General features: G+C 72.5%; 20 protein-coding genes. 9 read left to right on the forward strand and 11 right to left on the reverse strand.

The features are described from left to right. Window positions 1–83: 83 nt before the first annotated feature. From ACWEGE_RS40445 to ACWEGE_RS40455, 3 genes are read right to left on the reverse strand one after another with little or no spacing between them, the layout of a single operon-like run. Complete coding sequence (locus ACWEGE_RS40445) at window positions 84–635, reverse strand: TIGR03086 family metal-binding protein (protein WP_449665783.1); 552 nt, start codon at window positions 633–635, stop codon at window positions 84–86. Then, window positions 632–1,114, reverse strand: a complete 483-nt coding sequence (locus ACWEGE_RS40450; RefSeq protein WP_449665784.1) for an SRPBCC family protein — start codon at window positions 1,112–1,114, stop codon at window positions 632–634. The genes ACWEGE_RS40445 and ACWEGE_RS40450 overlap by 4 nt, the downstream gene beginning before the upstream one ends. After that, window positions 1,111–1,470, reverse strand: coding sequence for an ArsR/SmtB family transcription factor (locus tag ACWEGE_RS40455; protein ID WP_410613046.1), 360 nt, complete (start codon window positions 1,468–1,470; stop codon window positions 1,111–1,113). Before ACWEGE_RS40455 ends, ACWEGE_RS40450 begins: the two co-directional genes overlap by 4 nt. A gap of 180 nt (window positions 1,471–1,650) precedes the next feature. On the opposite strand from ACWEGE_RS40455, the gene ACWEGE_RS40460 reads away from it, so the two are divergent. Both ACWEGE_RS40460 and ACWEGE_RS40465 read left to right on the forward strand, forming a co-directional pair. Beyond that, on the forward strand, window positions 1,651–2,493 hold the full coding sequence (locus ACWEGE_RS40460; RefSeq protein ID WP_449665785.1) for an NAD-dependent epimerase/dehydratase family protein: 843 nt from the start codon (window positions 1,651–1,653) through the stop codon (window positions 2,491–2,493). Between the two features lie 90 nt (window positions 2,494–2,583). Continuing rightward, window positions 2,584–4,209, forward strand: coding sequence for a DUF6461 domain-containing protein (locus tag ACWEGE_RS40465; RefSeq protein ID WP_449665786.1), 1,626 nt, complete (start codon window positions 2,584–2,586; stop codon window positions 4,207–4,209). On the opposite strand, the gene ACWEGE_RS40470 is transcribed toward ACWEGE_RS40465, so the two are convergent. Together ACWEGE_RS40470 and ACWEGE_RS40475 are read right to left on the reverse strand one after the other, a co-directional pair. Continuing rightward, the gene (locus ACWEGE_RS40470; RefSeq protein ID WP_449665858.1) at window positions 4,193–5,848 is read right to left on the reverse strand and encodes an alpha/beta fold hydrolase; all 1,656 of its coding nucleotides are present in this window, start codon (window positions 5,846–5,848) and stop codon (window positions 4,193–4,195) included. The two genes, ACWEGE_RS40465 and ACWEGE_RS40470, sit on opposite strands and share 17 nt — an antisense overlap. Window positions 5,849–5,998: 150 nt before the next feature. Then, window positions 5,999–6,517, reverse strand: coding sequence for a hypothetical protein (locus ACWEGE_RS40475; RefSeq protein WP_449665787.1), 519 nt, complete (start codon window positions 6,515–6,517; stop codon window positions 5,999–6,001). Window positions 6,518–6,643: 126 nt separating this feature from the next. Here ACWEGE_RS40475 and ACWEGE_RS40480 point away from each other — a divergent pair, with 126 nt between their 5' ends. Further along, window positions 6,644–7,666 carry an LLM class flavin-dependent oxidoreductase gene (locus tag ACWEGE_RS40480; RefSeq protein ID WP_449665788.1) on the forward strand — a complete coding sequence of 341 codons (1,023 nt, stop codon included), beginning with the start codon at window positions 6,644–6,646 and terminating at the stop codon, window positions 7,664–7,666. A 37-nt stretch (window positions 7,667–7,703) separates the two neighbouring features. Here the strand turns inward: ACWEGE_RS40480 and ACWEGE_RS40485 are convergent, their stop codons facing one another. The 3 genes from ACWEGE_RS40485 to ACWEGE_RS40495 all read right to left on the reverse strand — a co-directional run bounded on the left by ACWEGE_RS40485 (window position 7,704) and on the right by ACWEGE_RS40495 (window position 11,338). Next, complete coding sequence (locus tag ACWEGE_RS40485) at window positions 7,704–8,468, reverse strand: polysaccharide lyase family 7 protein (RefSeq protein WP_449665789.1); 765 nt, start codon at window positions 8,466–8,468, stop codon at window positions 7,704–7,706. Window positions 8,469–8,615: 147 nt separating this feature from the next. Further along, entirely contained in the window at window positions 8,616–10,889 is a 2,274-nt protein-coding gene (gene katG / locus ACWEGE_RS40490; RefSeq protein ID WP_449665790.1) for a catalase/peroxidase HPI, read from the reverse strand. After that, window positions 10,886–11,338, reverse strand: a complete 453-nt coding sequence (locus ACWEGE_RS40495) for a Fur family transcriptional regulator (protein ID WP_449665791.1) — start codon at window positions 11,336–11,338, stop codon at window positions 10,886–10,888. The genes katG and ACWEGE_RS40495 overlap by 4 nt, the downstream gene beginning before the upstream one ends. A 107-nt stretch (window positions 11,339–11,445) precedes the next feature. Here ACWEGE_RS40495 and ACWEGE_RS40500 point away from each other — a divergent pair, with 107 nt between their 5' ends. Both ACWEGE_RS40500 and ACWEGE_RS40505 read left to right on the forward strand, forming a co-directional pair. Beyond that, window positions 11,446–12,243, forward strand: coding sequence for a thymidylate synthase (locus tag ACWEGE_RS40500; RefSeq protein WP_449665792.1), 798 nt, complete (start codon window positions 11,446–11,448; stop codon window positions 12,241–12,243). Then, complete coding sequence (locus tag ACWEGE_RS40505) at window positions 12,240–12,698, forward strand: dihydrofolate reductase (RefSeq protein WP_449665793.1); 459 nt, start codon at window positions 12,240–12,242, stop codon at window positions 12,696–12,698. The genes ACWEGE_RS40500 and ACWEGE_RS40505 overlap by 4 nt, the downstream gene beginning before the upstream one ends. Before the next feature lie 10 nt (window positions 12,699–12,708). Here the strand turns inward: ACWEGE_RS40505 and ACWEGE_RS40510 are convergent, their stop codons facing one another. After that, window positions 12,709–16,236 carry a CHAT domain-containing protein gene (locus ACWEGE_RS40510; RefSeq protein WP_449665794.1) on the reverse strand — a complete coding sequence of 1,176 codons (3,528 nt, stop codon included), beginning with the start codon at window positions 16,234–16,236 and terminating at the stop codon, window positions 12,709–12,711. A 72-nt stretch (window positions 16,237–16,308) separates the two neighbouring features. On the opposite strand from ACWEGE_RS40510, the gene ACWEGE_RS40515 reads away from it, so the two are divergent. From ACWEGE_RS40515 to ACWEGE_RS40530, 4 genes are all read left to right on the forward strand, one after another. Then, window positions 16,309–16,665 (forward strand): hypothetical protein, encoded by a 357-nt coding sequence (locus tag ACWEGE_RS40515; protein ID WP_449665795.1) that lies wholly within the window; start codon window positions 16,309–16,311, stop codon window positions 16,663–16,665. Further along, entirely contained in the window at window positions 16,662–17,534 is an 873-nt protein-coding gene (locus ACWEGE_RS40520; RefSeq protein WP_449665796.1) for a hypothetical protein, read from the forward strand. The genes ACWEGE_RS40515 and ACWEGE_RS40520 overlap by 4 nt, the downstream gene beginning before the upstream one ends. A gap of 122 nt (window positions 17,535–17,656) precedes the next feature. Continuing rightward, on the forward strand, window positions 17,657–19,285 hold the full coding sequence (locus tag ACWEGE_RS40525; RefSeq protein WP_449665797.1) for a GMC family oxidoreductase: 1,629 nt from the start codon (window positions 17,657–17,659) through the stop codon (window positions 19,283–19,285). Beyond that, window positions 19,282–20,856 (forward strand): succinic semialdehyde dehydrogenase, encoded by a 1,575-nt coding sequence (locus ACWEGE_RS40530; RefSeq protein ID WP_449665798.1) that lies wholly within the window; start codon window positions 19,282–19,284, stop codon window positions 20,854–20,856. The genes ACWEGE_RS40525 and ACWEGE_RS40530 overlap by 4 nt, the downstream gene beginning before the upstream one ends. A gap of 3 nt (window positions 20,857–20,859) precedes the next feature. Here ACWEGE_RS40530 and ACWEGE_RS40535 read toward each other — a convergent pair whose 3' ends face one another. Both ACWEGE_RS40535 and ACWEGE_RS40540 read right to left on the reverse strand, forming a co-directional pair. Beyond that, window positions 20,860–21,804, reverse strand: a complete 945-nt coding sequence (locus ACWEGE_RS40535; protein WP_449665799.1) for a MerR family transcriptional regulator — start codon at window positions 21,802–21,804, stop codon at window positions 20,860–20,862. A 33-nt stretch (window positions 21,805–21,837) separates the two neighbouring features. Beyond that, window positions 21,838–23,295, reverse strand: a complete 1,458-nt coding sequence (locus tag ACWEGE_RS40540) for a phospholipase D-like domain-containing protein (RefSeq protein WP_449665800.1) — start codon at window positions 23,293–23,295, stop codon at window positions 21,838–21,840.

Here is a 23,295-nt window from a genome sequence, read left to right on the forward strand (position 1 = left end):
CCCCTTTTCCCTGTTTGTTGCGGGGGGGGGGGGGGGGGGGCGGCCCATTGCCGCCCGCCCCCGCGCTTCCGGTCGCGGTTTGCTCAGGCGTGCCAGGCCGGGTCGCGGCCCAGGAATCCCATGAGCCGGTCCTGCGCCGAAGCGTCTTCGGCGACCGGCACCGCCGGGCCGAACTGGCCGCTGTCGCGCAGGAGCTGCTCCATCGGCCGCATCGCCGTCAACGCCTCCGCGCAGCGCTCCTGCCCGAGGTCGGGCTCCCGCCCGAGCGCCTTCGCGAGATCCCACGAGTGCATCCAGACGTCGCCGGTGTAGAACTGCGCGATCGCCTCGTCCACCGGCCGGTCGCCGGTGTGCGGGTTGCTGAGCACGCGGCCGGCCGGGTCCTCGAGGATGGCCTGGATGTCGGCGACGTGCTGCTTCCACGCTGCCGCCGGGTCGGCGTCGACGGGCAGTGCCGGGAGGTCGATCCCCGCGCCGCGGAGGAAGTCGCGCGGCCACTCGACCAGGTGCCGCACAACGTCGAGCGCCGTCCACCCCGCCACCGGCGCCGGGCGCGTCCAGTCGCCGTCCGAAGCCGATTCGACCAGCTCGGTGAAGCGGGCCGCGTCGGCGGCGTGCTGCCGGGCCGGGGTCATCGGGCGAGCAGTTCGTCGAGCTTGGCGTACCCCTCGTTGACCCCGACGTCCATGCCGCTGGCCAGCATGCCGTCGCGGGTGGCGAAGTCCGGCACCACGCTCAGCACCTGTAGCCGGGTGCGGCCGTCCTCGAGCTCTTCGAGGGTCAGCGTTTCCAGCGCCACGCCGTCGGGTTCGCCGTCGTAGGTGAACGTCCACACGATCCGCTCGTCCGGCCGCACCTCGTGGAAACTGCCGTGGAAGGCGGCGATCTCCTCGCCGTCGCGGTCGTTGGCGAAGGCCCATTCGCCGCCGGTGCGCGCGTCCCAGCGGGTGATCCGGGTGGTGACCGAGTGCGGCCCGACCCACTGCGCGTACAGCTCGGGGTCGACGTGGGCGCGGAACACCTGCTCCCGCGGGGCGTCGAAGTCCCGGACGAGCCGGATCGTCGGCACCTTTTCGTCGGCCAGGATTTCGGTTTCGTGCTTCGCCGTGGTCATGACGCGTCCTTCCGGGGCCGGGTTTCCCCGCCGCTCATGCGGCCCAGCAGGGCGTCGAGGCGCCGGTAGCGCTCCTCGGCCTGCCGCCGGTACCGCTCGATCCACTTGGTCATCAGGTCGAACACCTCCGCGTCCAGGTGGACCGGACGGCGCTGCGCGTCCTTGCTGCGCGTCACCAGCCCGGCCTCCTCCAGCACCTTCACGTGCTTGGAGACCGCCTGGAGGCTCATGTCGTAGGGCTCGGCCAGCTCGCCCACGGTCGCGTCCGCGCCGGCCAGCCGCGCCACCAGATCGCGCCGCGTCGGGTCGGCCAATGCCGCGAACACCCGGTTGAGCCGCTCGCTGTCTTCGTCCACCGGTTCGTCCTCAACTGTTCGGTTGAGGACGACCGTAGGCGGCGACCCGGGCATTGTCAACCTGAAGGTTGAGAAAGGGTCCCGTGCTGATGCCCTGCGGGTATCACCGGCGCCGGAAGAGGTCTTGGACGCGGGCTCCCGGCCGGGGCGAAAGTGGCCTGGTAGGCGAAAGGAGCAGTGATGAAGGTCTTTCTGACCGGCGGGTCCGGCTACATCGGCCGGGCCACGATCGCGGAACTGGTGCGGGCGGGCCACACCGTCGAGGCGCTCGCCCGCAGCGACCGCGCGGCGGCGGCCGTCGTGGCGGCCGGGGCCACCGCGGTCCGGGGCGGTCTCGCCGACCTCGACGTCCTCGCGGGCGGCGCCGGCCGGGCGGCGGCGGTGATCCACCTGGCCCAGGCCACCTCGGGCGAGGAGGACCTCGCCGCGGCGACGGCGATGGCCGGCGGTGGGACGTACGTGCACACCGGCGGCACCTGGGTGTACGGCGACACCGGCGGGGTGCGGGACGAAACGGCGCCGTGGGACCCGCCGGCGGTGGTGGCGTGGCGCGGGCCGGTGGAGGAGGCGGTGCTGGCCCGCGCGGCCCACCCGGTGATCGTGCGGCCCGGTCTGCTGTACGGCGGCGAAAACCGCCTGATCGACGCGTTCTTCGTCCAGCCGGGCCGGGAGAGCGGCGCGATCCCGTACATCGGCGACGGCGCCAACCACTGGGCCCTGGTCCACGTCGACGACCTGGCCCGGCTGTACGTGGCGGCGTTGGCGGCGGAGCCGGGATCGGTCTACGTCGGTGTGGGCGGGGTGAACCCGACCGCGAAGCAGGTGGCCGAGGCGTGCGCGCACGCCGCCGGCCTGGAAGGGAAGACGGTGTCGATCACGCTGGAGCAGGCGCGGGCGGCGATGGGGCCGGTCGCGGACGCGTTCGCCCTCGACCAGGAGTTCCGCCCGGCCAAGGCCGAGCGGGAGCTGGACTGGCGGCCGCGGTACCCGGATCCGTTGCGGGTACTCGCCGAGGGCCGCTGACGCCGTCTACTGTGGACTCGCGGCGGCCCGGGGAGTGGCCGAGCCGTCGATCCCCGCCCACCCACGAGGTGTTTCTGGCACAGTGGGCGTATGGGGGAGGACCTTGCCGCCGTGGTGGCGGCCGCCGTGCCCGTCGTCGCGGCCGTGATCCCGGCCGCGCCCGCCGCGGTGCTGGGCCGGCTGCGGTTCGAGCCCGAGCCGCGCCGGTTCCCGGACGAGCCGGAACCGACGGCCGCGCTCCGGGCCCTGCCGGCGTGGGTGGTCGAGCGGGTGCACGGCGCCGTGGAGCTGACCCTGGCCCGGCTGGAGATTCCGGCGCCGCCGGTCGCGGGGACGTTGAAGCCGCCGCCGGACGGGAGCTTCGGCTTCCTCACCACCGACGGGGAAACCGAAGCCGTACGGGAAACCCGGTTGCTGGTGCACACCCAGCCCGGTCTCTTCGAGCTGGTGGCGAAGCTGACCGCCGACCTGACGGCCGGCACGACCGCCGAAGGCGACGAAGCCGCGATCGCCGCCGCGCACGGCGCCCACCACCTCGCGACCGCGCTGGTGGTCACGACGATCGCCGCCCGCGAAACCGGCCACCCCGGTGTCGCGGGCATCGTCGGGACGGCGCTCGGGGCGGCCGCCGTCCTGCTGCGTTCGAGGCCGATGCCCGAGGGCTACGCGGCGGCGCTGCGGGAGAAGGAACGTGCCGAGTACCGCCTGCCCCAGCACGGAAGCACGGCCGCGCACGTCCGCGACCACGTCTTCGCCCTGAGCGAAGGCGATGCTCCGGCCGTGCGCCACGGCTTTGCGGACAACGGGCTCGCGGAGGTCGTCGACGGCGGGGTGGTCGTCCGCACCGGCACGGAAAACGGGCACGTCCGCGTCGGCGTCCGGGTGCTGGCCGAGCCGCCCGCCGCGGTGGAAACCCTGGGCTGGGAGGAAGTCGTCGACCTCAGCTGGCACGCGGAGCACGGCTCGGCCGGCGTCGGCGGGGGCGTGACGACGCCGCCGTGGCCGGGCGACTACCGCGTCCGCGTGCACGCCTACGGCCGCGACGACCCGGAGACCGAGAGCTACGACCTCTGGATCTGGGCGGCGCCGCCCGGGCCGCCGGTGGTGCACGCCCGGGCCGACCGCCTCGGCCACCGCCTGCGCGGCGAGCCCGAGCCGCCGGTCGTCGACCGGCCCGAAGTGCGCTACCGCTGGATCGGGCGGTCCCGCCTGACGGTGGCGGCGACCGTCACCGTGGTCACCGGTCTCCCGGTGGACGAGGTCGTGCGTGCCTTCGGCGCGGACCCCGCCCGGCCCGAGCCGCTCGAGGACCTGCGCGAGGCGTACGCGGATCCGTGGCTGGCGGTTCTCGACCTCGACGGCGTCGTGGTGGCGATCGAGGAAAACGGCTACCACGGCTCTCGCGAGTCCGTGCTCACCGCCGCGTCCCGCGCCGGCCGGGCGGCGAGCATGTTCTGGAACGTCAACGCGGTGACGCGCCTGTCCTTCGCCCGCGCCGGCGAAGTGCTCGCTTCGTTCGAGCCGGGGCTGGGGGAGCCGTCCCCGGACGGAGACGTCATCGCGGCGCTCGCCGGTCTCGATCTGGAGAACCACCGCGACGGCACCGAGAAGGGCCTGGTCGCCGTCGAGCGGTTCACCGGCCGGGGCCTGTACCCGGAAGACCTCGAGGACATCGACCGGCTCGGCGTGGCCTACCGGATCAGCGACCCCGGTTGACCGCGCTGATGTCGTCCTGAAGCCGTTCCCGGACGCTCGATCGGGCGTCGCGCGGCGCGGGCACCGGCCGCTGGGACGGCTCGCCCGCCGGGCCCGCCACCGGGTACACCCGGTCTTCGCCCGGCAGCGGGACGCCGGGGCAGATGGTGGCCGCCGGCCGGGCGGAACCCAGGTAGAAGCCGTTCACCAGATCGTCCACACACGAGTTCCCGCTGACCGCGTACTGGCCGTGGAACGGCGAATCCGCCACCGAGATCATCGGGATCCCGGCGGTCCGCGCCGCCGCCTCCGCCTGTTCGTAGCCGGTCTGCGGGTCGAACTCGCCCTGGACGACGAGGATGTTCTTCGCGGCGCGCGGTGAGAGCGTGGGCAGGTCGTGGCGCGGCGGGTCGGACCAGAAGCCGCACGCCTCGCTGAGGCCGTACGCCCAGCCGAACAACGGGTAGGCCGGGCCCTGCAGGTCGCTGAGCAGCTTGTACCAGCTCGCGGGCCGTGTCGGCTGGTCGCCGCACGCCACGGCCAGCCGCGTGCCCGGGACGTCGGCGTAGTCGGGTTCCGGCGGGTCCGCCGCCACGTCCGCGGCGGTCAGCCGGGCCGCCGGACGGCCGAAGACGGCCCGCGAGGCGCGGTCGAGGTCGTCCCGCAGCGCGGCGGGCGGCGGCTTGGCGGCTTCGCCGTCGAGCGCCGCCGCGCCCTTGGTGAGGACGAGGGCGCCGGTCATCCACTGCCGGGTGCTGCCGTTGCCGACGAAGACCGAGTCGAAGACGTCGGGCGGTACGCCCTTGGCCTTGAAGTAGGCCCGCAGCCGTTCCCACTTCGCCCGGACCTCCCCGGCGGTCTTGCCGAGCTGCTCCGGGAACCGGCGGGCCAGCCACGGCGCGTAGACGCGGTCGAACTGGCGCTGGTCGATCTTCGGGAACGCTTCGAACGCGGCCTGCAGGCGCCCTTCGAAGTTCACGCTGGAGTCGAGGACCAGCTTCCCGGCGCGGTCGGGGAACAGCGACGCGTACTTCGCGCCGAGCCAGGTGCCGTAGGAGAAGCCGAGGTAGTTCAGCTTCTCGTCGCCCAGCAGGGTGCGGATCAGGTCCATGTCGTGCGCGGTCTGCCAGGTGGTGATGAACGGCGCGAGCGCGTCGCTCTGGCACGCCTCGGCCAGCACCCGCGGGGTCCGCTGGTGCACCGCGATGCTGGCCGCCGAGCGGTCGCGGGCGTCGAGGTCGTCGTCCTGCGGCAGCCGGCCCAGCGGCACCCGGCACACGTACCCGTCGTCCGGGCCGCCTTCCTGGCCGGTGCCGCGCGGGTCCATGCCGATGATGTCGTAGTGCTCGTTCAGCGACGGTTCCAGCCCGGCCAGCGCCCCGGCGAGCGACGTTCCCCGGCCGCCGGGGCCGCCGGGGTTGACCAGGATCGCGCCCTGCCTGCTGCCGGTGGCGGCTGCGCGGCTGATCGCCACCTGCAGGTCGGTCCCGGCCGACGGCGCCGCCCAGTCCCGCGGGACGCTGATCCGCGCGCACTGGGCCGTCCGCTGCTTGAATGGGCAGGCGCCCCAGGAGACTTCCTGGCTCCGGTACGGCGCGAACGGGTCGGGCGTGGTCGCGGCGGCGGGTGCCGTGGCCGCGACCAGGACCGAGACCGCCACCGCCAGCCCAGCTCGGGACGTTCGCACCGCAGTCTTCCTTCCTCGCGCACCGGCCGGGCAAGATCAAAGCACGGCGAACGGGACGGTGGCAGCGCGAAAACCGCGGCTCGCCGGATGGTTCCTTCGATCCGGTGAACCCCGCGGTGCAGGTCAGGTGCGGTACGGGCCGTGGTTGCCGAGATCCGGGCTCACCCGTGGCCGGGGGCCCTCCTGGCCCGGGACCGGGGTGACGGCCGGCCGCCACGCCGGGTCCGTCGAGGCCGGCTCGACGACCACCTCGGTGGCGGGCTGGACGTAGGTTTCGGACACCGGCCGCTCGGGTTCGCGCTCCTGGAAGTGCTCTTCGACGATCCGGTCCTGACGGCGGCGGGAGAGCACGGCCAGGGTGAGCACGTGGGCCACGGCCATCAGCAGCAGGAAGACGCCGAGCCTGCCGACCAGCGCGGCCGTCGACCCCGACCACTGCGGGCCGACCACCGAGAGCAGGGCGAGCACGCCGAACGACACGAGGTGGAAGACGGTCACCACCATCCACGCCAGCGAGCCGCTCCCCTCCTCGCCGTCCGGGCCGCTGAGGTAGCGGCGGCCCCCGCGGTAGAGCACCTGGCCGTCGGCCACCACGAAGACCAGGCCGATGAGCAGGAAGCCGGTGAGGTCGTTGTCGGGCATGCGTCTCCTCCTCGTTTCCGGCGGGATACCCGGCTCGGCCGCGCCCGGACGGTGATTCACCGGAACGAGCGAACGACGGCGGTCACACCCGGGAATCATTCGCGGCTCCCGGACGTCTGAGGGGGCGTGAAGAAGATTGGCTTCCTGTCGTTCGGCCACTGGTCGCCGGGCGCGCACTCCGAGACCAGGTCGGCCGCCGACTTCCTGCACCAGTCGATCGACCTGGCGGTGGCCGCCGAGGAGCTCGGCGTGGACGGCGCCTACTTCCGCGTGCACCACTTCGCGCGGCAGGCGGCCAGCCCGTTCCCGCTGCTGGCGGCGATCGGCGCGCGGACGTCGAAGATCGAGATCGGCACCGGCGTGATCGACATGCGCTACGAGAACCCGCTGTACATGACCGAGGACGCGGGTTCCGCGGACCTCATCTCGGGCGGCAGGCTCCAGCTCGGCATCAGCCGGGGATCCCCCGAGCAGGTCATCGACGGCTGGCGCTACTTCGGGTACGCCCCGGGCGAGGGCGAGACCGACGCCGACATGGCCCGCCAGCACACCGAGGTGTTCCTCAAGCTGCTGGAGGGCGAGGGCTTCGCGCAGCCGAACCCGCGGCCGATGTTCGCCAACCCGCCGGGGCTGCTGCGCCTCGAGCCGCACTCCGAGGGCCTGCGCGAGCGCATCTGGTGGGGTTCCGGTTCGAACGCGACGAGCGTGTGGGCGGCGAAGCTGGGCATGAACCTGCAGAGCTCGACGCTCAAGGACGACGAGACGGGCGAGCCGCTGCACGTCCAGCAGCGCAAGCAGATCGAGGCCTACCGCGAGGCGTGGACCGAAGCCGGCCACGAACGCGAGCCGCGCGTGTCGGTCAGCCGCAGCATCTTCGCGCTGACGAACGACACCGACCGCGCCTACTTCGGGCGTGACCGCCACTCGCGCGACCAGGTCGGCATGATCGACGAGAACACCCGGGCGATCTTCGGCCGCTCCTACGCCGGTGAGCCCGACGAGCTCGTGCGGCAGCTCAAGGAGGACGAGGCGATCCAGGCCGCGGACACCCTGCTGCTGACGATCCCGAACCAGCTCGGGGTGGACTACAACGCGCACGTGCTGGAGAACATCCTGGAGCACGTGGCCCCGGAGCTGGGTTGGCGCTGACCGAACGGCGGCCCGGTGGCGGCCGGGCCGCTCTTCGTCAGCCGTGGGTGACCTTCAGGCCGTAGAACGCGACCCGGGCGCCCTTCGTCGTGCTGTCCGAAGAGGACTGGTTGTACGAGCCCGCCTTGAAGTACTGCTTGTACGCCTTGAACGACGCCGGGATGCCGTAGTGCGTGGTGGTGCCGTTGACCGTGAGGTCGATGGTGTTGCCGCCGGAGATGCCGATCGTGTAGGTCCACGTCTTGCCGAGCGAGACGTGGCCGACGGTGTGCGGCGTCTGTCCGCCGTCGGGGGAGTTCTCCGTGCCCAGCACGATGTCCCCGCTCGCCCGGTAGTACAGCTCCAGCAGCGGTTTCGTGGACGAGCCGCCGGTGCCGAGGTGCACCTGGCCGACGCACACGTTCGACGTCACGGAGACCACGCGCAGGGTCGCGCTCAGCTTGTGCGACCCGCTCAGGGACCAGTTCGCGGCCGACCCGTCGCGGTTCATCTCGCGCAGCTCGGACCGCGCGTAGTTCGAGTTCGGCGTGGTGACGCCCTTTTCCGGCGCCCAGAAGGTCATCGCGCCGTCGCGGGTGTCGGTGTAGAAGTAGCTGTCCTGGAAGCCGTTCGGCCCCTGTAGCCGGGACGAGGAGATGGTCGTCGGGCTGCCCGGCGAGCCGACCGGCTCCTGCAGCTGCCAGATCGAGAGGTCGAAGTTGCCGCCCGGGGCGACGGACGGGTCCGCCGCCAGCGCGGGGGACGCGGTCGCCACGGCCAGGGCCGGGACCGCCAGGAGGGTGAGCAAAGCGCGCACACGCATCGTCGGGTGTCCTTTCAGACGGTAAATGGTCTGGACAACCCGGCGGCGTGGCACTCACGGTAGGTCGGCGCTCACCCCTTGTCAAGATCGCCGGAGACGCAAAACGGGCCCGGCCGAGGTCGGCCGGGCCCGTTTTGCCGAACGGGATCAGGCGAGGTCGAAGCGGTCCAGCTCCATGACCTTCGTCCACGCGGCCACGAAGTCCGCCACGAACTTCTCGCGGGCGTCGTCGCTGGCGTAGACCTCGGCCAGCGCGCGAAGCTGCGAGTTCGACCCGAAGATCAGGTCGACCGCGGTGGCGGTCCACTTGACCTCGTCGGTCGTCACGTCGCGGATCTCGTAGACGTTCTCCGCCGACTCCGACGCCTTCCACTTGGTGCCCGGCGCGAGCAGGTTGGCGAAGAAGTCGTTGGTGAGCACGCCCGGCTTGTCCGTGAAGACGCCGTGCGCGGCACCAGCGTGGTTCGCGCCGAGGGCGCGCAGGCCGCCGACCAGGACCGTCATCTCCGGCGCGGTCAGGTCGAGCATGTACGCGCGGTCGACCAGCAGCACCTCGGGCTGGCGCTTCTCGCCGGCCCGCAGGTAGTTGCGGAAGCCGTCGGCGCGCGGCTCGAGGACCTTGAACGTGTCGACGTCGGTCTGCTCCTGCGAGGCGTCGGTGCGGCCCGGGTGGAACGGCACGGTCGTCTCGACGCCGGCGTCGCGCGCCGCCTTCTCGACGGCCGCCGAACCGGCCAGCACGATCAGGTCGGCCAGCGAGATCTGCGCGCCGCCCGCCTCGTTGAACTCGCGCTGGACGCCCTCGAGGATCTCCAGGACCTTGCCGAGCTGCTCGGGCTGGTTGACCTCCCAGTTGCGCTGCGGCTCCAGGCGGATCCGGGCGCCGTTCGCGCCACCGCGCTTGTCGGTGGAGCGGAAGCTCGCGGCCGACGCCCACGCCGTGGAAACCAGCTCGGACACCGACAGGCCGGACTCCAGCACCTTCGCCTTGAGGGCGGCGATGTCGGCGTCGCCGACGAGCTCGCCCTCGACGGCCGGGACCGGGTCCTGCCACAGCTGCGGCTCGGCGACCCACGGGCCGAGGAAGCGGCTGACCGGGCCCATGTCACGGTGCAGCAGCTTGTACCAGGCCTTGGCGAAGGCCAGCGCGAACTCGTCCGGGTTGTCCTTGAACCGCTGCGAGATCGGGCCGTAGATCGGGTCGAAGCGCAGCGACAGGTCCGTCGTGAGCATCGTCGGCTTGTGCTTCTTGTTCGGGTCGAACGGGTCCGGGATGATCTCCGGCGCGTCCTTGGCGACGTACTGCTTGCCGCCGCCGGGGCTCGTGGTGAGCTCCCACTCGTAGCCGAAGAGGATCTCGAAGAAGCGGTTGCTCCACTCGGTCGGCTTGTCGGTCCAGGTCACCTCGAGACCACTGGTGATCTGGTCCGGGCCCTTGCCGCTGCCGAGCGTGTTCAGCCAGCCGAGGCCCTGCGCCTCGATCGGGGCACCCTCGGGCTCCGGGCCGACGTGGTCGTCGGCCACGCCGGCGCCGTGGGTCTTGCCGAAGGTGTGGCCACCGGCGATGAGGGCGACGGTCTCCTCGTCGTTCATCGCCATCCGGGCGAAGGTCTCGCGGATGAAGTGCGCCGCGGCCTCGAAGTCCGCGCTGCCGCGGGGACCCTCGGGGTTGACGTAGATGAGGCCCATCTCGGTCGCGCCGAGCTCCGGCACCATCTCGGTGTCGCTGGCGTAGCGCTCGTCGCCCAGCCAGTCGTCCTCGGGGCCCCAGAAGATCTCCTCCGGCTCCCAGGTGTCGACGCGGCCGAAGCCGAAGCCGAAGGTCTTGAAGCCCATCGACTCCAGGGCGACGTTGCCGGCCAGGACGAGCAGGTCGGCCCACGAGATCTTCTGGCCGTACTTCTGCTTGACCGGCCACAGCAGGCGGCGCGCCTTGTCCAGGTTGGCGTTGTCCGGCCAGCTGTTCAGCGGGGCGAAGCGCTGGCCGCCGTCACCGGCGCCGCCGCGGCCGTCGTAGATGCGGTAGGTGCCCGCCGCGTGCCAGCTCATCCGGATCATCAGGCCGCCGTAGTGGCCGAAGTCCGCCGGCCACCAGTCCTGCGAGGTGGTGAGGACGTCGGTGATGTCCCGCTTGAGGGCCTCGACGTCGAGCTTCGCGAACTCCTTGGCGTACTCGAACTTCTCGCCGAGCGGGTTGCTCTTCGACGAGTGCGCGTGCAGCGGGGTGAGGTCGAGCTGGTTCGGCCACCAGTCCTGGAGGGTGCGCGGCCTGCCACCCGTCTTCGGGGACGGCGAGTCGATCGCCGGGTTCTCGCTCTCGCTGCCCTGCGAAGTCACCGAGTCGTGCGCGACCGGGCAACCGGCCGCCGCCTTCTTGTCCACGCCCTGCGCGGAGGACGGGTTGTCCTGGGTGGAGCTCATTTACTTCCTTCCGGGAGCGGCGAATCATTTCGGGGACGTTCGGCCGCGCAGCCGGGGCAGGTGCCCCAGTAGACGACCTCCGCCTGGTCGATCACGAAACCGTGGTCGTCCGAAGCGGTGAGACAGGGGGTGTGGCCGACGGCGCAGTCGACGTCGGCTATCGCCCCGCACGAACGGCACACGACGTGGTGGTGGTTGTCACCCACCCGGGCCTCGTACCGGGCGTTCGCCCCGGCCGGCTGGATGCGCCGGATCAGCCCGGTTTCGGTGAGGGCCCGCAGCACGTCGTAGATCGTCTGGTGCGACACCGTCGGTTGCTCGGCGCGCACCAGTTCGATCACCGTTTCGGTGTCGACGTGGGGATGCTCGCGCAGCGCGGCCAGCACGGCCAGCCGGGGCCGGGTGACCCGCAGCGAAACCGCCCGCAGCTGTGCTTCGAAGTCCGACATCGCCGCCGACCCTAGGGCCTTTTCTGGAATGGGTCAAGTTTTGCCGCCCATCCGTGTGGCGCAACCGGGGTTCACGCTGAGTCAGCGGCACGGGTTAGGCTCCGGGCATGCCGGACACGCAGTACGAAGACCTCCTCCGCCACGTCCTCGACGCGGGCGCCCGCAAGGGCGACCGTACCGGTACGGGCACCAGGTCGATCTTCGGGCACCAGCTGCGGTACCGCCTGTCCGAAGGCTTTCCCCTGATCACCACCAAGAAAGTCCACTTCCGCTCGATCGCCTACGAGCTGCTGTGGTTCCTGCGCGGCGACGCGAACGTCTCGTGGCTGCGGGAGCACGGCGTCACGATCTGGGACGAGTGGGCGGCCGACGACGGTGATCTGGGTCCGGTGTACGGGGTGCAGTGGCGGTCGTGGCCGACCCCGGACGGCGGGCACGTCGACCAGATCGCCGAGGTGCTGCGCACGCTGCGTGAGAACCCGGACTCGCGGCGGATCATCGTGTCGGCGTGGAACGTCGCCGACATCCCGCGGATGGCGCTGCCGCCCTGCCACGCCTTCTTCCAGTTCTACGTCGCCGACGGCGAGCTGTCCTGCCAGCTCTACCAGCGCAGCGCGGACCTGTTCCTCGGCGTGCCGTTCAACATCGCGAGCTACGCGCTGCTCACGCACATGATCGCCGAGCAGGTCGGGCTGCGCGTCGGCGACTTCGTCTGGACGGGCGGGGACTGCCACATCTACGACAACCACGTCGACCAGGTCCGCACGCAGCTGGCCCGCGACGCCCGGCCGTTCCCGACGCTCGGGCTGAAGCCGGCGGAGAGCCTCTTCGGCTACACGTACGAGCACTTCTCGGTCGAGGGCTACGACCCGCACCCGGGCATCAAGGCGCCGGTGGCGGTGTGATCGGGCTGGTCTGGGCCCAGTCGGCGAACGGCGTCATCGGGCGGGACGGTTCGCTGCCGTGGCACCTGCCCGAGGACCTCAAGCACTTCAAGGAGCTGACCGCCGGGGCGGCGGTGGTGATGGGCCGCCGGACGTGGGAGTCGCTGCCGCCGCGGTTCCGGCCGCTGCCGGGCCGGCGGAACCTCGTGCTGTCGTCGGCCCCGCAGGACGGGGTGGAGACGTTCGTGGACCTGCCGTCGGCGCTGGCCGCGGTGCCCGGCGACCTGTGGGTGATCGGCGGCGCGGCGGTGTACCGCGCGGCGCTGCCGTTCGCGGACCGGATCGTCGTCACCGAGCTGCGGGAGTCCTTCGAAGGGGACACGCACGCACCCGAGGTCGGCCGTCCGGCGGACGCCGTGGGGGAGTGGCTGGAGTCCTCGACCGGCCTGCACTACCGCTTCCTGACCTGGGGCTGACGGCCCGGGCTCAGGCACCGACGTGCACGTGGGCGGCCCAGCGCGTCGGCAGCGCGGGGTAGGCGTCCCGCTGGCGGCGCACCGTTTCCGTGAGCGCGGCCGCGGCCCGGGTCGTGTCGGCGGGCCGGCGGCCGTGCCCGGTCAGCGCCGCGTACACCGCGGTGGCCGTCTCCGAGCTGTCCCCGATGTGCCACAGGGTGCCGACGACCTGGCGGAACCCCGCGAGGTGGAAGGCCGAGGCCAGGTTCAGCGGCTCGTCCAGCAGGGACGCGCCGGGGCCCGCGGTGTCGCACGCGGACAGGAACGCCAGCCGGGCCCAAGTGGTGCGCAGGTCGCGCACGAACGACGGCGCGAACATCCCGCGGGCGATCACCAGCCCGCCGGTGTTCGGGTGCCCGGCCCAGCCGACGGCCCGGCCGTGGCAGGCGAAGTGCGCGATCGCGTGCTCGTGGAGCCCCTCCTTGATGGCGCCGGCCGTGGCGTCGTCGTCGAGGAGCACGGTGGAGCCGGGCAGGGCCGCGGCCACCGCCGCCGCCTCGGCCCGGGCGCCGGGCAGCACGGGGACGCCCTCGCGTTCGCCGACCCCGACGACCAGCGCGGTGGCGCGGGTGTCGGGAGGCGGGGGCGAGGTGACGGTGTCGGCCAACGCGGCGAGCGACGGCGTGTACGAGGAGACGACCCGGTCGAGCACCGTCCGGCCGGCTTCTTCGCGGTGCCGCCCGGCGGCGTGCAGCGGCAGGCCCGCCGCCACGCCGATCGGGCACCACCACAGCCGCCCGTCGGCGACCCGGTCCAGCACCGGGCCCGCCGTGGTGTCCCACAGCCACTCCAACACGGCGTGCACGTCGAGCTGGGCCTGCTCGCGCCGGTCGAACGAGGATGCCGGGTCCTTCACGGCGGCGAGCGCCGCCCGCAGCTTCGCGATCTGCGTCCGGGCGGTGACCACGCTCATCTGCCGCAGCGGCACGGGATCGACGGGGCCACCGTCGCCAGGGACGACGAACGCGGTGCCGGTCGCGCTGACCACCACCGCCGTGTGCCCGGCCAGGCGGGCCCGCAGGTCACCGAGGGAGGGCGGCCGCAGCAGATTCCCGAACCCCGGCAGCGTCCGGACGGTTTCGAGCAGCTCGTCGCGCCGCGCGGCGAGCCGCCGGATCCGCTCGACGGTCTGCGGGCGCGGATCCCAGTCACGGACGGAGGTCCGGCCCTGGTACTTCACCTCGACGTGGAACGTCAGGTCGGCGTAGGAGTCGGCCTGGTTCAGGTCCTTCTCCACCTCGCTGAGCTCCTCGGCGAGCTTCGGCGAGGCTTCGCGCAGTTTCGCCCAGCCGCGGCGGATACCCCACGACTCGCCGAACAGCACGGCCCGGCACTGCTCGAGCAGCTCCACCGCCCGGTCCAGTTCGCCCGATCGCACGCCGGCGTGCACCACCTGGTCGGCGAGGCCGTCGACGACCCGGACGGCGCCGAGCCGCCGGGTGTGGGGCAGCGCCCGGCTGACCGTCGCGGGAATGGCGGCGATCACCCGTTCCTGGGCGTCCAGCCACGTCGACGGGTCCGCCTCGGCCAGCATGTCGGCCTGGGCGCGCTCACACGACATCCGGCGCTGCGCGGTGGTCGCCGGGTGCGCTCCGACCGACCGGTAGTGGACGATGGCGAGTTCGCGCAGTTCACCGGACCGCGGCCCGCCGAACGTGGCGAGCTCGCGAGCCGACCGGGCGAGGGCGAACGCCCGCAGCGGCCACCAGTGGTGCTCCTGCGGCGTTTCGCGGACGGCTTTCTCCGCCAGGTCCAGCGAGTCGTCCAGCGCGTCGAGGTCGCCGCAGTGCCGGTAGCGGTGGTAGAGCAGGTCCGCGATGGTGCTCTCGATGCGCGGGTGGTCGGCGTGGCCGGCCGGCAGCAACGCCAGCGCGGCCCGGTAGGCCTGTTCGGCTTCCCGGTACGGTTCTTCGTCGGTCACCTTCATGGTCACCGCCTGGGTCTGCACGGCGGAGGCGTAGTTGTAGAGCATCCCGACGCGGCGCACGTCGTCCGCGGGAATGGTGGACACCGCCTGTGCGCCTGCTTCCACGGCCTTCGCGAACAGTTCGTGGTCCCCGTCCTCGGCCACCTGCCGGGCCGCGGTGCACAACGTCGACCAGCGCAGCGGGAGGTTCTCGTCGCCGGGCGGGGTCAGCGCGATGGCCTCTTCGATGAGGGCGACGGCTTCCCGCCCCGCGGCCGGGTTCGCGTCCAGTTCGTACTGCCGCTCCAGCGCGGACGCGAGGGTGTCGAGCCACAGGGCACGCTGCGCGTCGTCCCGCGCGGGCAGTTCCACCAGGGCGCGGGCCGCGCCGACGGCGATGCCCGCGTCGTCCGGCGAGCGGGTCTGGAGGGCGACGGTCGACGCGGCGTGGGAGAGCGCCCGCTGCAGCCGGGCTTTCCCCGCGTCGTCGGGCAACGTGGTGTACAGCGCTTCGGTGACCGCGTCGTAGGCGAGACCGATCGCGGCGTCGTCACCACCGAGTTCCCACAGGTCGACATGTCTGCCGTAGAGGTCGAGCAGGACCTCCAGCCGGTCCTCGTGGTCGAGCGGCAGGCCGAGGGCGAGCAGCCACGTCTGGTCGCGCCGTTCCAGCAGGACGCCCGGCACGATGTCCTGCCGGCCCAGGGCGTCGACCTTGTCCCGCTGCGCCTGCAGCACGACGGGGTCGCGGTGGCAAGAGCGCAGGAACCGGGCGACGTCGGGCCCGATCCGGCAGCTGAGCTCGTGTTCGAGCTGCCCGAGCGCGGGCACCGCGGCCGTATCGCCGAAGTCCCGCTCCAAGGCGTCGGCGAGGTCGCGGCACGTGACGAGCGCACCCGCGAGGTGGATCGGCGCGGCGCCGTCCGCGTAGAGATCGGCCTCGTACTGCGCGAGCTCCACCAGGATGTCGCGCCACACCGGCCGTTCCCGCAGCGCCAGCTGGGCGGCGGCCCGGTAGGAGGCGAGCACCTGGCCCCGCCGCCAGCCCGCCGCCACCTCGGCGCGGGCGAGGTCGACCAGTCGGCGGGCGCGTTGCGGGTCGTCGCCGGGCGTCCGCGCCAGCACCCGGTTCAGCGTGCCGACGGCCTTCCCGGCGTGGCGGTTCGTGCCGTCGAGCTCGTCGAGCAGGAGCAGCAACCCCGCCTGGTCGACGAGGAGCGCGGCCTTCATCCGCTCGTCGTCAGTCGAGTCCGCCGCTGCGGTGTAGGCGTTCACGACGGCGATGAGCGCATCGGTGTCCTGATATTCGTCGAAATCGGCGCGCGCCACGATGATGTCCCAGTACGGCTCCGACGAGGTGACCGCGGCGACCGCGGGATCGGCCTGCGCACCGGCCGAGGACGCCCAGAATTCTCGGTCGACCAGGCCGTCGAACCCGCTCTGCGCGCGATACCGGTGCCAGTGCGCCCGCGCGAGGTACGGCAGCAGCTCCCGCGGGCACTCCGACCGCGGCGGGAGCGCGGCGGCGAGCAGGGCGCCCACGTCGCCGGAGTACTCGAAACCCTCGACCACCGATCGGACGTCGTCGTACACGTACGGCCCCCTGCCCTCTCCCGGTCACGGTAGCGTGTCCCGGACGGTGGCGAAGGGGGTTCGGAGAACGGCATGGCACCAACGACCGGTCCGCGCGTCGGCATCCTGTGCGAGCAGGCAGGGGAGGCACTGGCGGAGCGAGCCGCGCGGTACGGCGTGGCGGATGTGCTGGCCAGAGTCGTCGCGGGGGCCTCCCGCGGCGAAGTGGCCGAACCGGACCTCGACCGGCTCGACAGCGCCTTCGCCCAGCACGGCATCGACCACCTGACGCGGGACAGCCGCAGCTTCGAACCCTGGCGGGGACCACGGGAAGTCGTCGTCACGGCGTGGGAGTGCCCCACCGGCGCGTGCCCGCGCGCAGCGACCGGCGAGCAGCCGTCGTGCCGGCTGACCGGGCAGCCGTTCCGGGAGATCCGGGTCGAGCTGTGAACGCCTTCTTCACCGAGCTCGGCAAGAACCTGGCCGGCCGGTGGGCCGCCGCGCTGGCGGTGCCGGCCGCGGTGTTCGTGGCCGTTGGGGTCGTGGCGGCCGTGCTCGGCCCCGCGCACGCCCTGGACTTCGCGTTGCTGCGCAGCCGCGTGACGACGGTGTCCACGGGACCGGCCCTGGTGTGGGCGGCGGCGGGCTTCCTGGCCGCGACCACGCTGGCGGGCCTCGCGGTGAGGGCGCTGGGCGGCGTGGTCGTCGCCGCGTGGGGCGCGGGCGGCACCGGTCTCGGCCGGCCTTTCGTCGCGCTGCGCCGCCTTCGCCGCCGCCGCGCGGCGGCGAAGGCGGACGCCGCGACCCTGGCGGTCCTGGCGGACCGCGAGAACCGCCCGGCCAGGGCGGCGGCGCGACGCGCGGTGCTGCGCCGCGACGCGATTTCCGAGGTCGAGCCGGAGGCCCCGACGTGGGCGGGTGACCGGCTGCGCGCGGTGGCCGTCCGCGTCCGCCGTGGCACCGGCCTCGACCTCACCACGACCTGGCCACGGCTGTGGCTGCTGCTGCCGGACGCGGCGCGGGTGGAGCTGACGACGGTCCAGGAGCGGTGCGCCTCGGCCGCGCGCACGCCGGTGTGGGGCCTGGCGTACCTGGCGGTCGGCGTGTACTGGTGGCCCGCGCTCGTGCCGGCCCTGTGGCTGCTGCTGGTTTCGCGGTGGCGGATCCGCCGCTCGGTCGGGGTGTACGCGGATCTTGTCGAGGCGGCGGTCGACCTGCACGGGCGGGAGGTGGCCGAGCGGCTGGGGTTCGAGGCGGTGGGGCCGCTGACTCCGGAGGTCGGGGAGCGGGTCAGCGAAGCGATCCGGAAGCGGCCTTAGCGGCGCCGGCCCGCGGCCGTCCGCCCGCCGGGCCGTTGCGCTTCCCGGGGTCCGCGCTATACGGTTGGCTGCGAACTAGAACACGTTCCAATTCTAGTGGCCGGTCGTAGCGAGGAGCGGACATGGCGAAAAGGGCGGCGCGCGGCGACGAGGCCGACTACGTCGTCGTCGGGTCGGGGAGCTCGGGCGCGGCGATTGCGGGGCGGCTGGCACAGGCTGGGGCCAGCGTGATCGTCCTCGAAGCCGGCAAGAGCGACGAACAGCTGCTGGTGAAGAAACCCGGGCTCGTCGGGCCGATGCACGCCGTGCCGCAGCTCAAGAAGCCGCTCGACTGGGGCTTCTACGGCGTCCCGCAGAAACACGTTCTCGATCGACGGATGCCCGTGCCGCGCGGGCGGGTCGTCGGCGGCTCCAGCTCCATCAACGGCATGGTCTACGTCCGCGGCAACCGCGCCAACTTCGACTCCTGGGCCGCCGAGGGCAACGCCGGCTGGGACGCCGACAGCGTCAACGCCGCCTACAAGCGCATGGAGGACTTCGAGGACGGCGAGAACGCCTTCCGCGGCGCCGGCGGCCCGATCCGGGTCACCCGCGCGAAGAACCCCCAAGAAGGCTCGCTGCAGTTCGTCGACGCCACCGCCGACGCGCTCGGCTGCAAGATCCTCGACGACTACAACGCCGAGTCCCAAGAGGGCGTCAGCCGGATGCAGCAGAACGCCGCCGACGGCCTGCGCTACAGCGCCTCGCGCGGCTACCTCCACCACCTCGCGCCCCCGACGCTGGAGCTGCAGGATCGGGTGCTGGTCGAGAAGGTGCTCATCGAGAACGGCCGCGCCACCGGCGTCGAGGTCCTCGACCGCGGCCGCCGTCGCACCATCCGGGCCGGCAAGGAGGTCATCCTCTCCGCCGGCGTCATCGGCTCCGCCCAGCTGCTCATGCTGTCCGGTGTCGGCCACGCCGAGCACCTCAAGGAACACGGCATCGACGTCGTCGCCGACCTGCCCGTCGGCGACAACATGCACGACCACATGTTCCACGCACTGACGTTCCACGTGACGACCAGCAAGAACAAGGGCACGGCACCGTACTTCGCCCGCGGCCTGGCCCGGGAGCTGCTCCGCCCCGGCACCACGTTCCTGGCGAACTCGGTCTTCGAGGCCGTCGCGTTCCTGAGGACCTCGCAGGCCGGCGCGATCCCGGACCTCCAGCTGCACCTCCTGCCGTGGGCGTACGTGTCGCCGAACCAGGACGCGCCGATCCGGCACGACGTCGACAAGCGCCCCGCGCTCACCGTGCTGACCACGCTCATCTACCCGAAGAGCCGCGGCACGCTGCGCCTCGCCTCGGGCGATCCCGCCGCGGCGCCGGTCATCGACTTCCAGTACCTGTCCGACCCGGCCGACCTCGAACTGCTCGGCGAAGGCTCGGAGATGGTGCGCGAGATCTTCGCGTCCAAGGCGTTCAAGGGCGCGGTGAAGGAAGAGATCCACCCGGGCAAGGACCTCAAGGGCCAGGCCCTGCGCGATGCCATCCTCAACCGCGCGACGTCGGTCTACCACGGCGTCGGCACCTGCCGGATGGGCGTCGACGAGCTCGCCGTCGTCGGCCCCGACCTGCGCGTGCGCGGTGTCGAGGGCCTGCGGGTCTGCGACGCCTCGATCATGCCGTCGATCACCGGCGGCAACACCAACGCGCCCTGCATCATGATCGGGGAAATGGGCGCCCAGCTCGTCCTCGGGAGCCGGTCATGACGCTCACCCCGCTTGAACTCACCCGCCCCGCGTCGGTCACGGACGCGTTCCTGCAGCAATTGGTCGCCCGGGTGCCCGGCTCGGCGGGCGGGACCTGGAAGCTGACCGAGGTCTACACCGGCGACCTGCTCGTCGAGTTGCCGCAGTCGACACCGGAGGACATCGAGCGGGCGTTCACCGTCGCGCGCGAAGCCCAGCGGAAGTGGGCGGCCACCCCGGTCAAGGAGCGGCTGGCGGTGTTCCGGCGGGCGCACGCGCTGTTCGTCGAACACGCGCGGACCGTCGCCGACCTGATCCAGGTCGAAAGCGGCAAGAACCGGCGGATGGCGATCGAGGAGACCTGCGACCCGCCGATGGTGATGAGCCACTACCTGAAGCGGGCCGCCCGGTTGCTGGCGCCGACCAAGCGCGGCGGCCCGGTGCCGCTGCTGACGACGTCGACCGAAGTCCGGCTGCCCAAGGGGGTCGTCGGCATCATCGCGCCGTGGAACTTCCCGTTCGCCACCGGGGTTTCCGACGCCGTGCCGGCGCTGATGGCCGGCAACGCGGTGGTGCTGAAGCCGGACAACAAGACCGCGCTCTCGCCGCTCTACGGCGTCCGGCTGCTGGAGGAAGCGGGGCTGCCCGAGGGGCTGTTCCAGGTGGTGTGCGGCGAGGGTCCCGACGTCGGCCCCACGCTGATCGACCACGCCGACTACGTGATGTTCACCGGTTCGACGGCCACCGGCCGGGTGATCGGCGAGCGGGCGGGCCGCAACCTCATCGGCTGCTGCCTCGAACTCGGCGGCAAGAACCCGATGATCGTGCTGGAGGACGCCGACATCGCGGAGGCCGTCCAGGGCGCGGTGTTCGGCGCGTTCGGCAACACGGGCCAGATCTGCATGCACATCGAGCGGATCTACCTGCCGGAGTCCCGGTACGAGGAGTTCAAGACGGCCTTCGTGGCGGCGGCCTCGGCCCTCGACGTCCGCGCGGCCTACGACTTCGGCCCCGACATGGGCTCGCTGGTCTCGCCCGACCACCTGCGCCGCGTCAAGTCCCATGTGGACGATGCGGTCGCCAAGGGCGCCACCGTGCTCTGCGGCGGCAGGCCCCGCCCCGACCTCGGCCCGGCCTTCTTCGAGCCGACGATCCTCGAGGGCGTCACCCCGGACATGCTCTGCGGTGTCACCGAGACGTTCGGCCCGGTCGTGGCCCTGCACAAGTACCGCACGGTCGACGAAGCGGTGGCGCTGGCCAACGACACCGACTACGGGCTGAACGCGTCGGTGTGGAGCACCGACGTCGCGGCGGCGCGGGCGCTGGCGGCCCGCATCGAATCCGGCAACGTGAACGTGAACGACGTCCTCGCGACCGCCTATGCGGCCAAGGGGACGCCGTCCGGCGGGGTGAAGAACTCGGGCGTCGGGGCCCGGCACGGGGACCAGGGCCTGCTCAAGTACACCGACGTGCAGAACCTGGCCGTGCTGAAGAAGCAGGTGATGGGGCCGCGGCCGGGGCAGGGCTACGAGAAGTACGTCGAAAGCATGCTTTCCGGGCTGAAGCTGATGCGGAAGCTGCGGATCCGGTAGCGCTCAGCGCGGGCTGTTCAGCCGCGCGCGCAGTGCCTGGCCGAACCAGCTGAACACCGGCTGCAGGTCCGGGAACGGGGGCCACCCGTTGATGGTGGCCACCCGCTGCCAGTACCGCGTGACGCGCGGATCACCGGCGATCTCGAGCCGGTCGAGGATCCACTGCTGCAGCCGGTCGTCGTCGGCCTTGCCGAACGTCTCGGCGTAGCGGGCGGTGAGCGTGGCGACGATGCCGCCCGCCTGCCCGGAATCCGGGGCGACGCCCGCGGAAAGGGCTCGCCCGACCTCGTCGCGCACGGTCTCGGTCAGGTCGTGGTGCAGGCCGGTGGTGTCTCCGTCGGCCCGCTGGGCCGCCTGGTACTCGGCCATCCGCCGCACCGCGGCCCGGAATCCCGTGTCCTGCACCAGTTCGACGAGCTCCAGCCACGCCTCGACCTGTTCGGGAGTGGCGTCGTCGGGGAGCTCCGGCATGCTCGAACGCAGCAGTTCCACCATGGCCGGGTTGGCGTCGACGCCGCCGAAGGTGTCGTCGATGAAATCGTGGACGAAGCGGCGCCGTTCGGCGTCGGACAGGTTCACCAGTTTGTGCATCAGCTCCATCTCCCGATGGCTTGATCCCCGGTTCGCGACCGCGGTCAGCACCGCACGCCGCAGGCGCAGTGACCGGATCTGCACGTCGAGGGCGGCGGCGTGCGCCGCGGCGACCTCGGCCAGCGAGGTCTCACCGGCCAGCACGCGCCGGACGGTGGCCAGATCGATGTCCAGCGCACGGAGCGTGCGGACCAGTTCCAGCCGGGCTACGGCGGCCACGTCGTACAGGCGGTAGCCGGCCGGGCTGTGGCCGGTCGCCGGAACGATCCCCCGGTCGGCGTAGAACCGGATCTTCTTCACCGACAGTCCGGTCCGTGCGGCCAGTGCCCCGATCGTGAGGAGGGTTTCGTCGTCCATGCCCCCAGCCTGCCGTCTCCCACCGGGGGAGACTCAACCGTCGACGAGCAGCCCGCGCAGCGGCCCCTGCAGCCGGGCCACCCGGCGGGAGACGCCCGGCAGCAGCACCAGCCGGTGGGTCCGCCGCTCGCCGCGGCGCTCCCGCTCGGCCTGCTCCTCGGCCAGCGGCCGCCAGAGGTGGTCGACGATGTCCGCCGGGCTTCTCTTTTCCAGCTCCGAGACCGGGTGCCCGAGGTGCTCGGCCCACAGCCGCAGCCGGGTCGCCCTGGCCACCTCCGGGTCGTCGGTGGCGATGTTGACCTCGGTGTCGTTGAACAGCGAGTGCTCGTTGAGGTTCGCCGAGCCCACGGTCAGCCACTCGTCGTCGACGATGCCGAGCTTCGCGTGGACGTACACCGGGGCCCCCGAGCCGCCGTCGTGGGCGCTGATCGTCGTGGCCAGCAGCCGCCGGTGGCCGTCGTCGGCGTCGAGCAGCCTGCCGAGCTGCCCGCGGGTGGTGTCCGAGCCGTTGCTGGGCTTGCGCGGCAGCAGCAGGACCACGCGGAACTCGTCGTCCGGCGGGTTCTCGAGCTTGTCGAGCAGCACCTCGGCGATCTCCGGCGACCACAGGAACTGGTTCTCCAGGTAGATCAGCCGCCGCGCCGAGCGCAGTGCGCGCAGGTAGCCGTCGAGGACGGTGAACTCGCCTTCGGGCAGGAAGCGGTAGGTGTCGTTCGGCACGGTCCGCTGCACCTGGACGCGGCTGCGGCCGGCCGGCGCCGGGACCGCCGGCTCGGGCAGGTCCTCGCCGGCCACCTCCGTCCACCGCCGCCGGAAGTGGCCGGCGACGTCGGCCACCACCGGCCCGCCGAGCCGCGCCATCAGGTCGTGCCACCCGATCGGCCGCGGCGGGTGCTCGGGGCTGTCGTGCCGGTCGCCGTCCAGCGCGGTGAGGTCGACCCCGCCGACGAACGCGACGGCGTCGTCGACGATCACCAGCTTCTCGTGGTGGCAGTGCAGGGTCCGCTCGCGGGCGTCGAGCACACAGCGCACACCGGTGCCGTCGGTGAACTTCCGCTGTTCGTCCCGAGCGAGCTTCCGCGACGGCTGGAAGGCGGGAAAGGGCGGCCCGGCCCACAGCAGCACCCGGACCTCGACCCCCCGCCCGGCGGCCTCGGCCAGCAGCTCGCGCAGGGTGGGCGACCCGGGCTCCCGGGTGAGCCGGAAGTCCGCACTGGCGTGCCAGTTGGCGATGTGCACGTGGGATTCCGCGCTCCGGATGGCCTCGGCAACGGCGGGCAGCGACTCCTCACCGTCGATCAGCACCTCGACCCGGTTGCCCTCCCGGACGGGCGCCCGGCCACCGAGCGGGTCCTGGGCGCCCCCGGGTTCGAGCACCTCGCCCCAGCCGAGCCGCCGCAGCCGCCGGTGGTGGTGTGCGCACAGGACGGCTTCCAGGCCGTCGCCGAGCCGCTCGTCCACCTTGTCCACGAATGAGTGAAACGTCTTCAC

Source organism: Amycolatopsis sp. NPDC004747 (assembly GCF_053601335.1).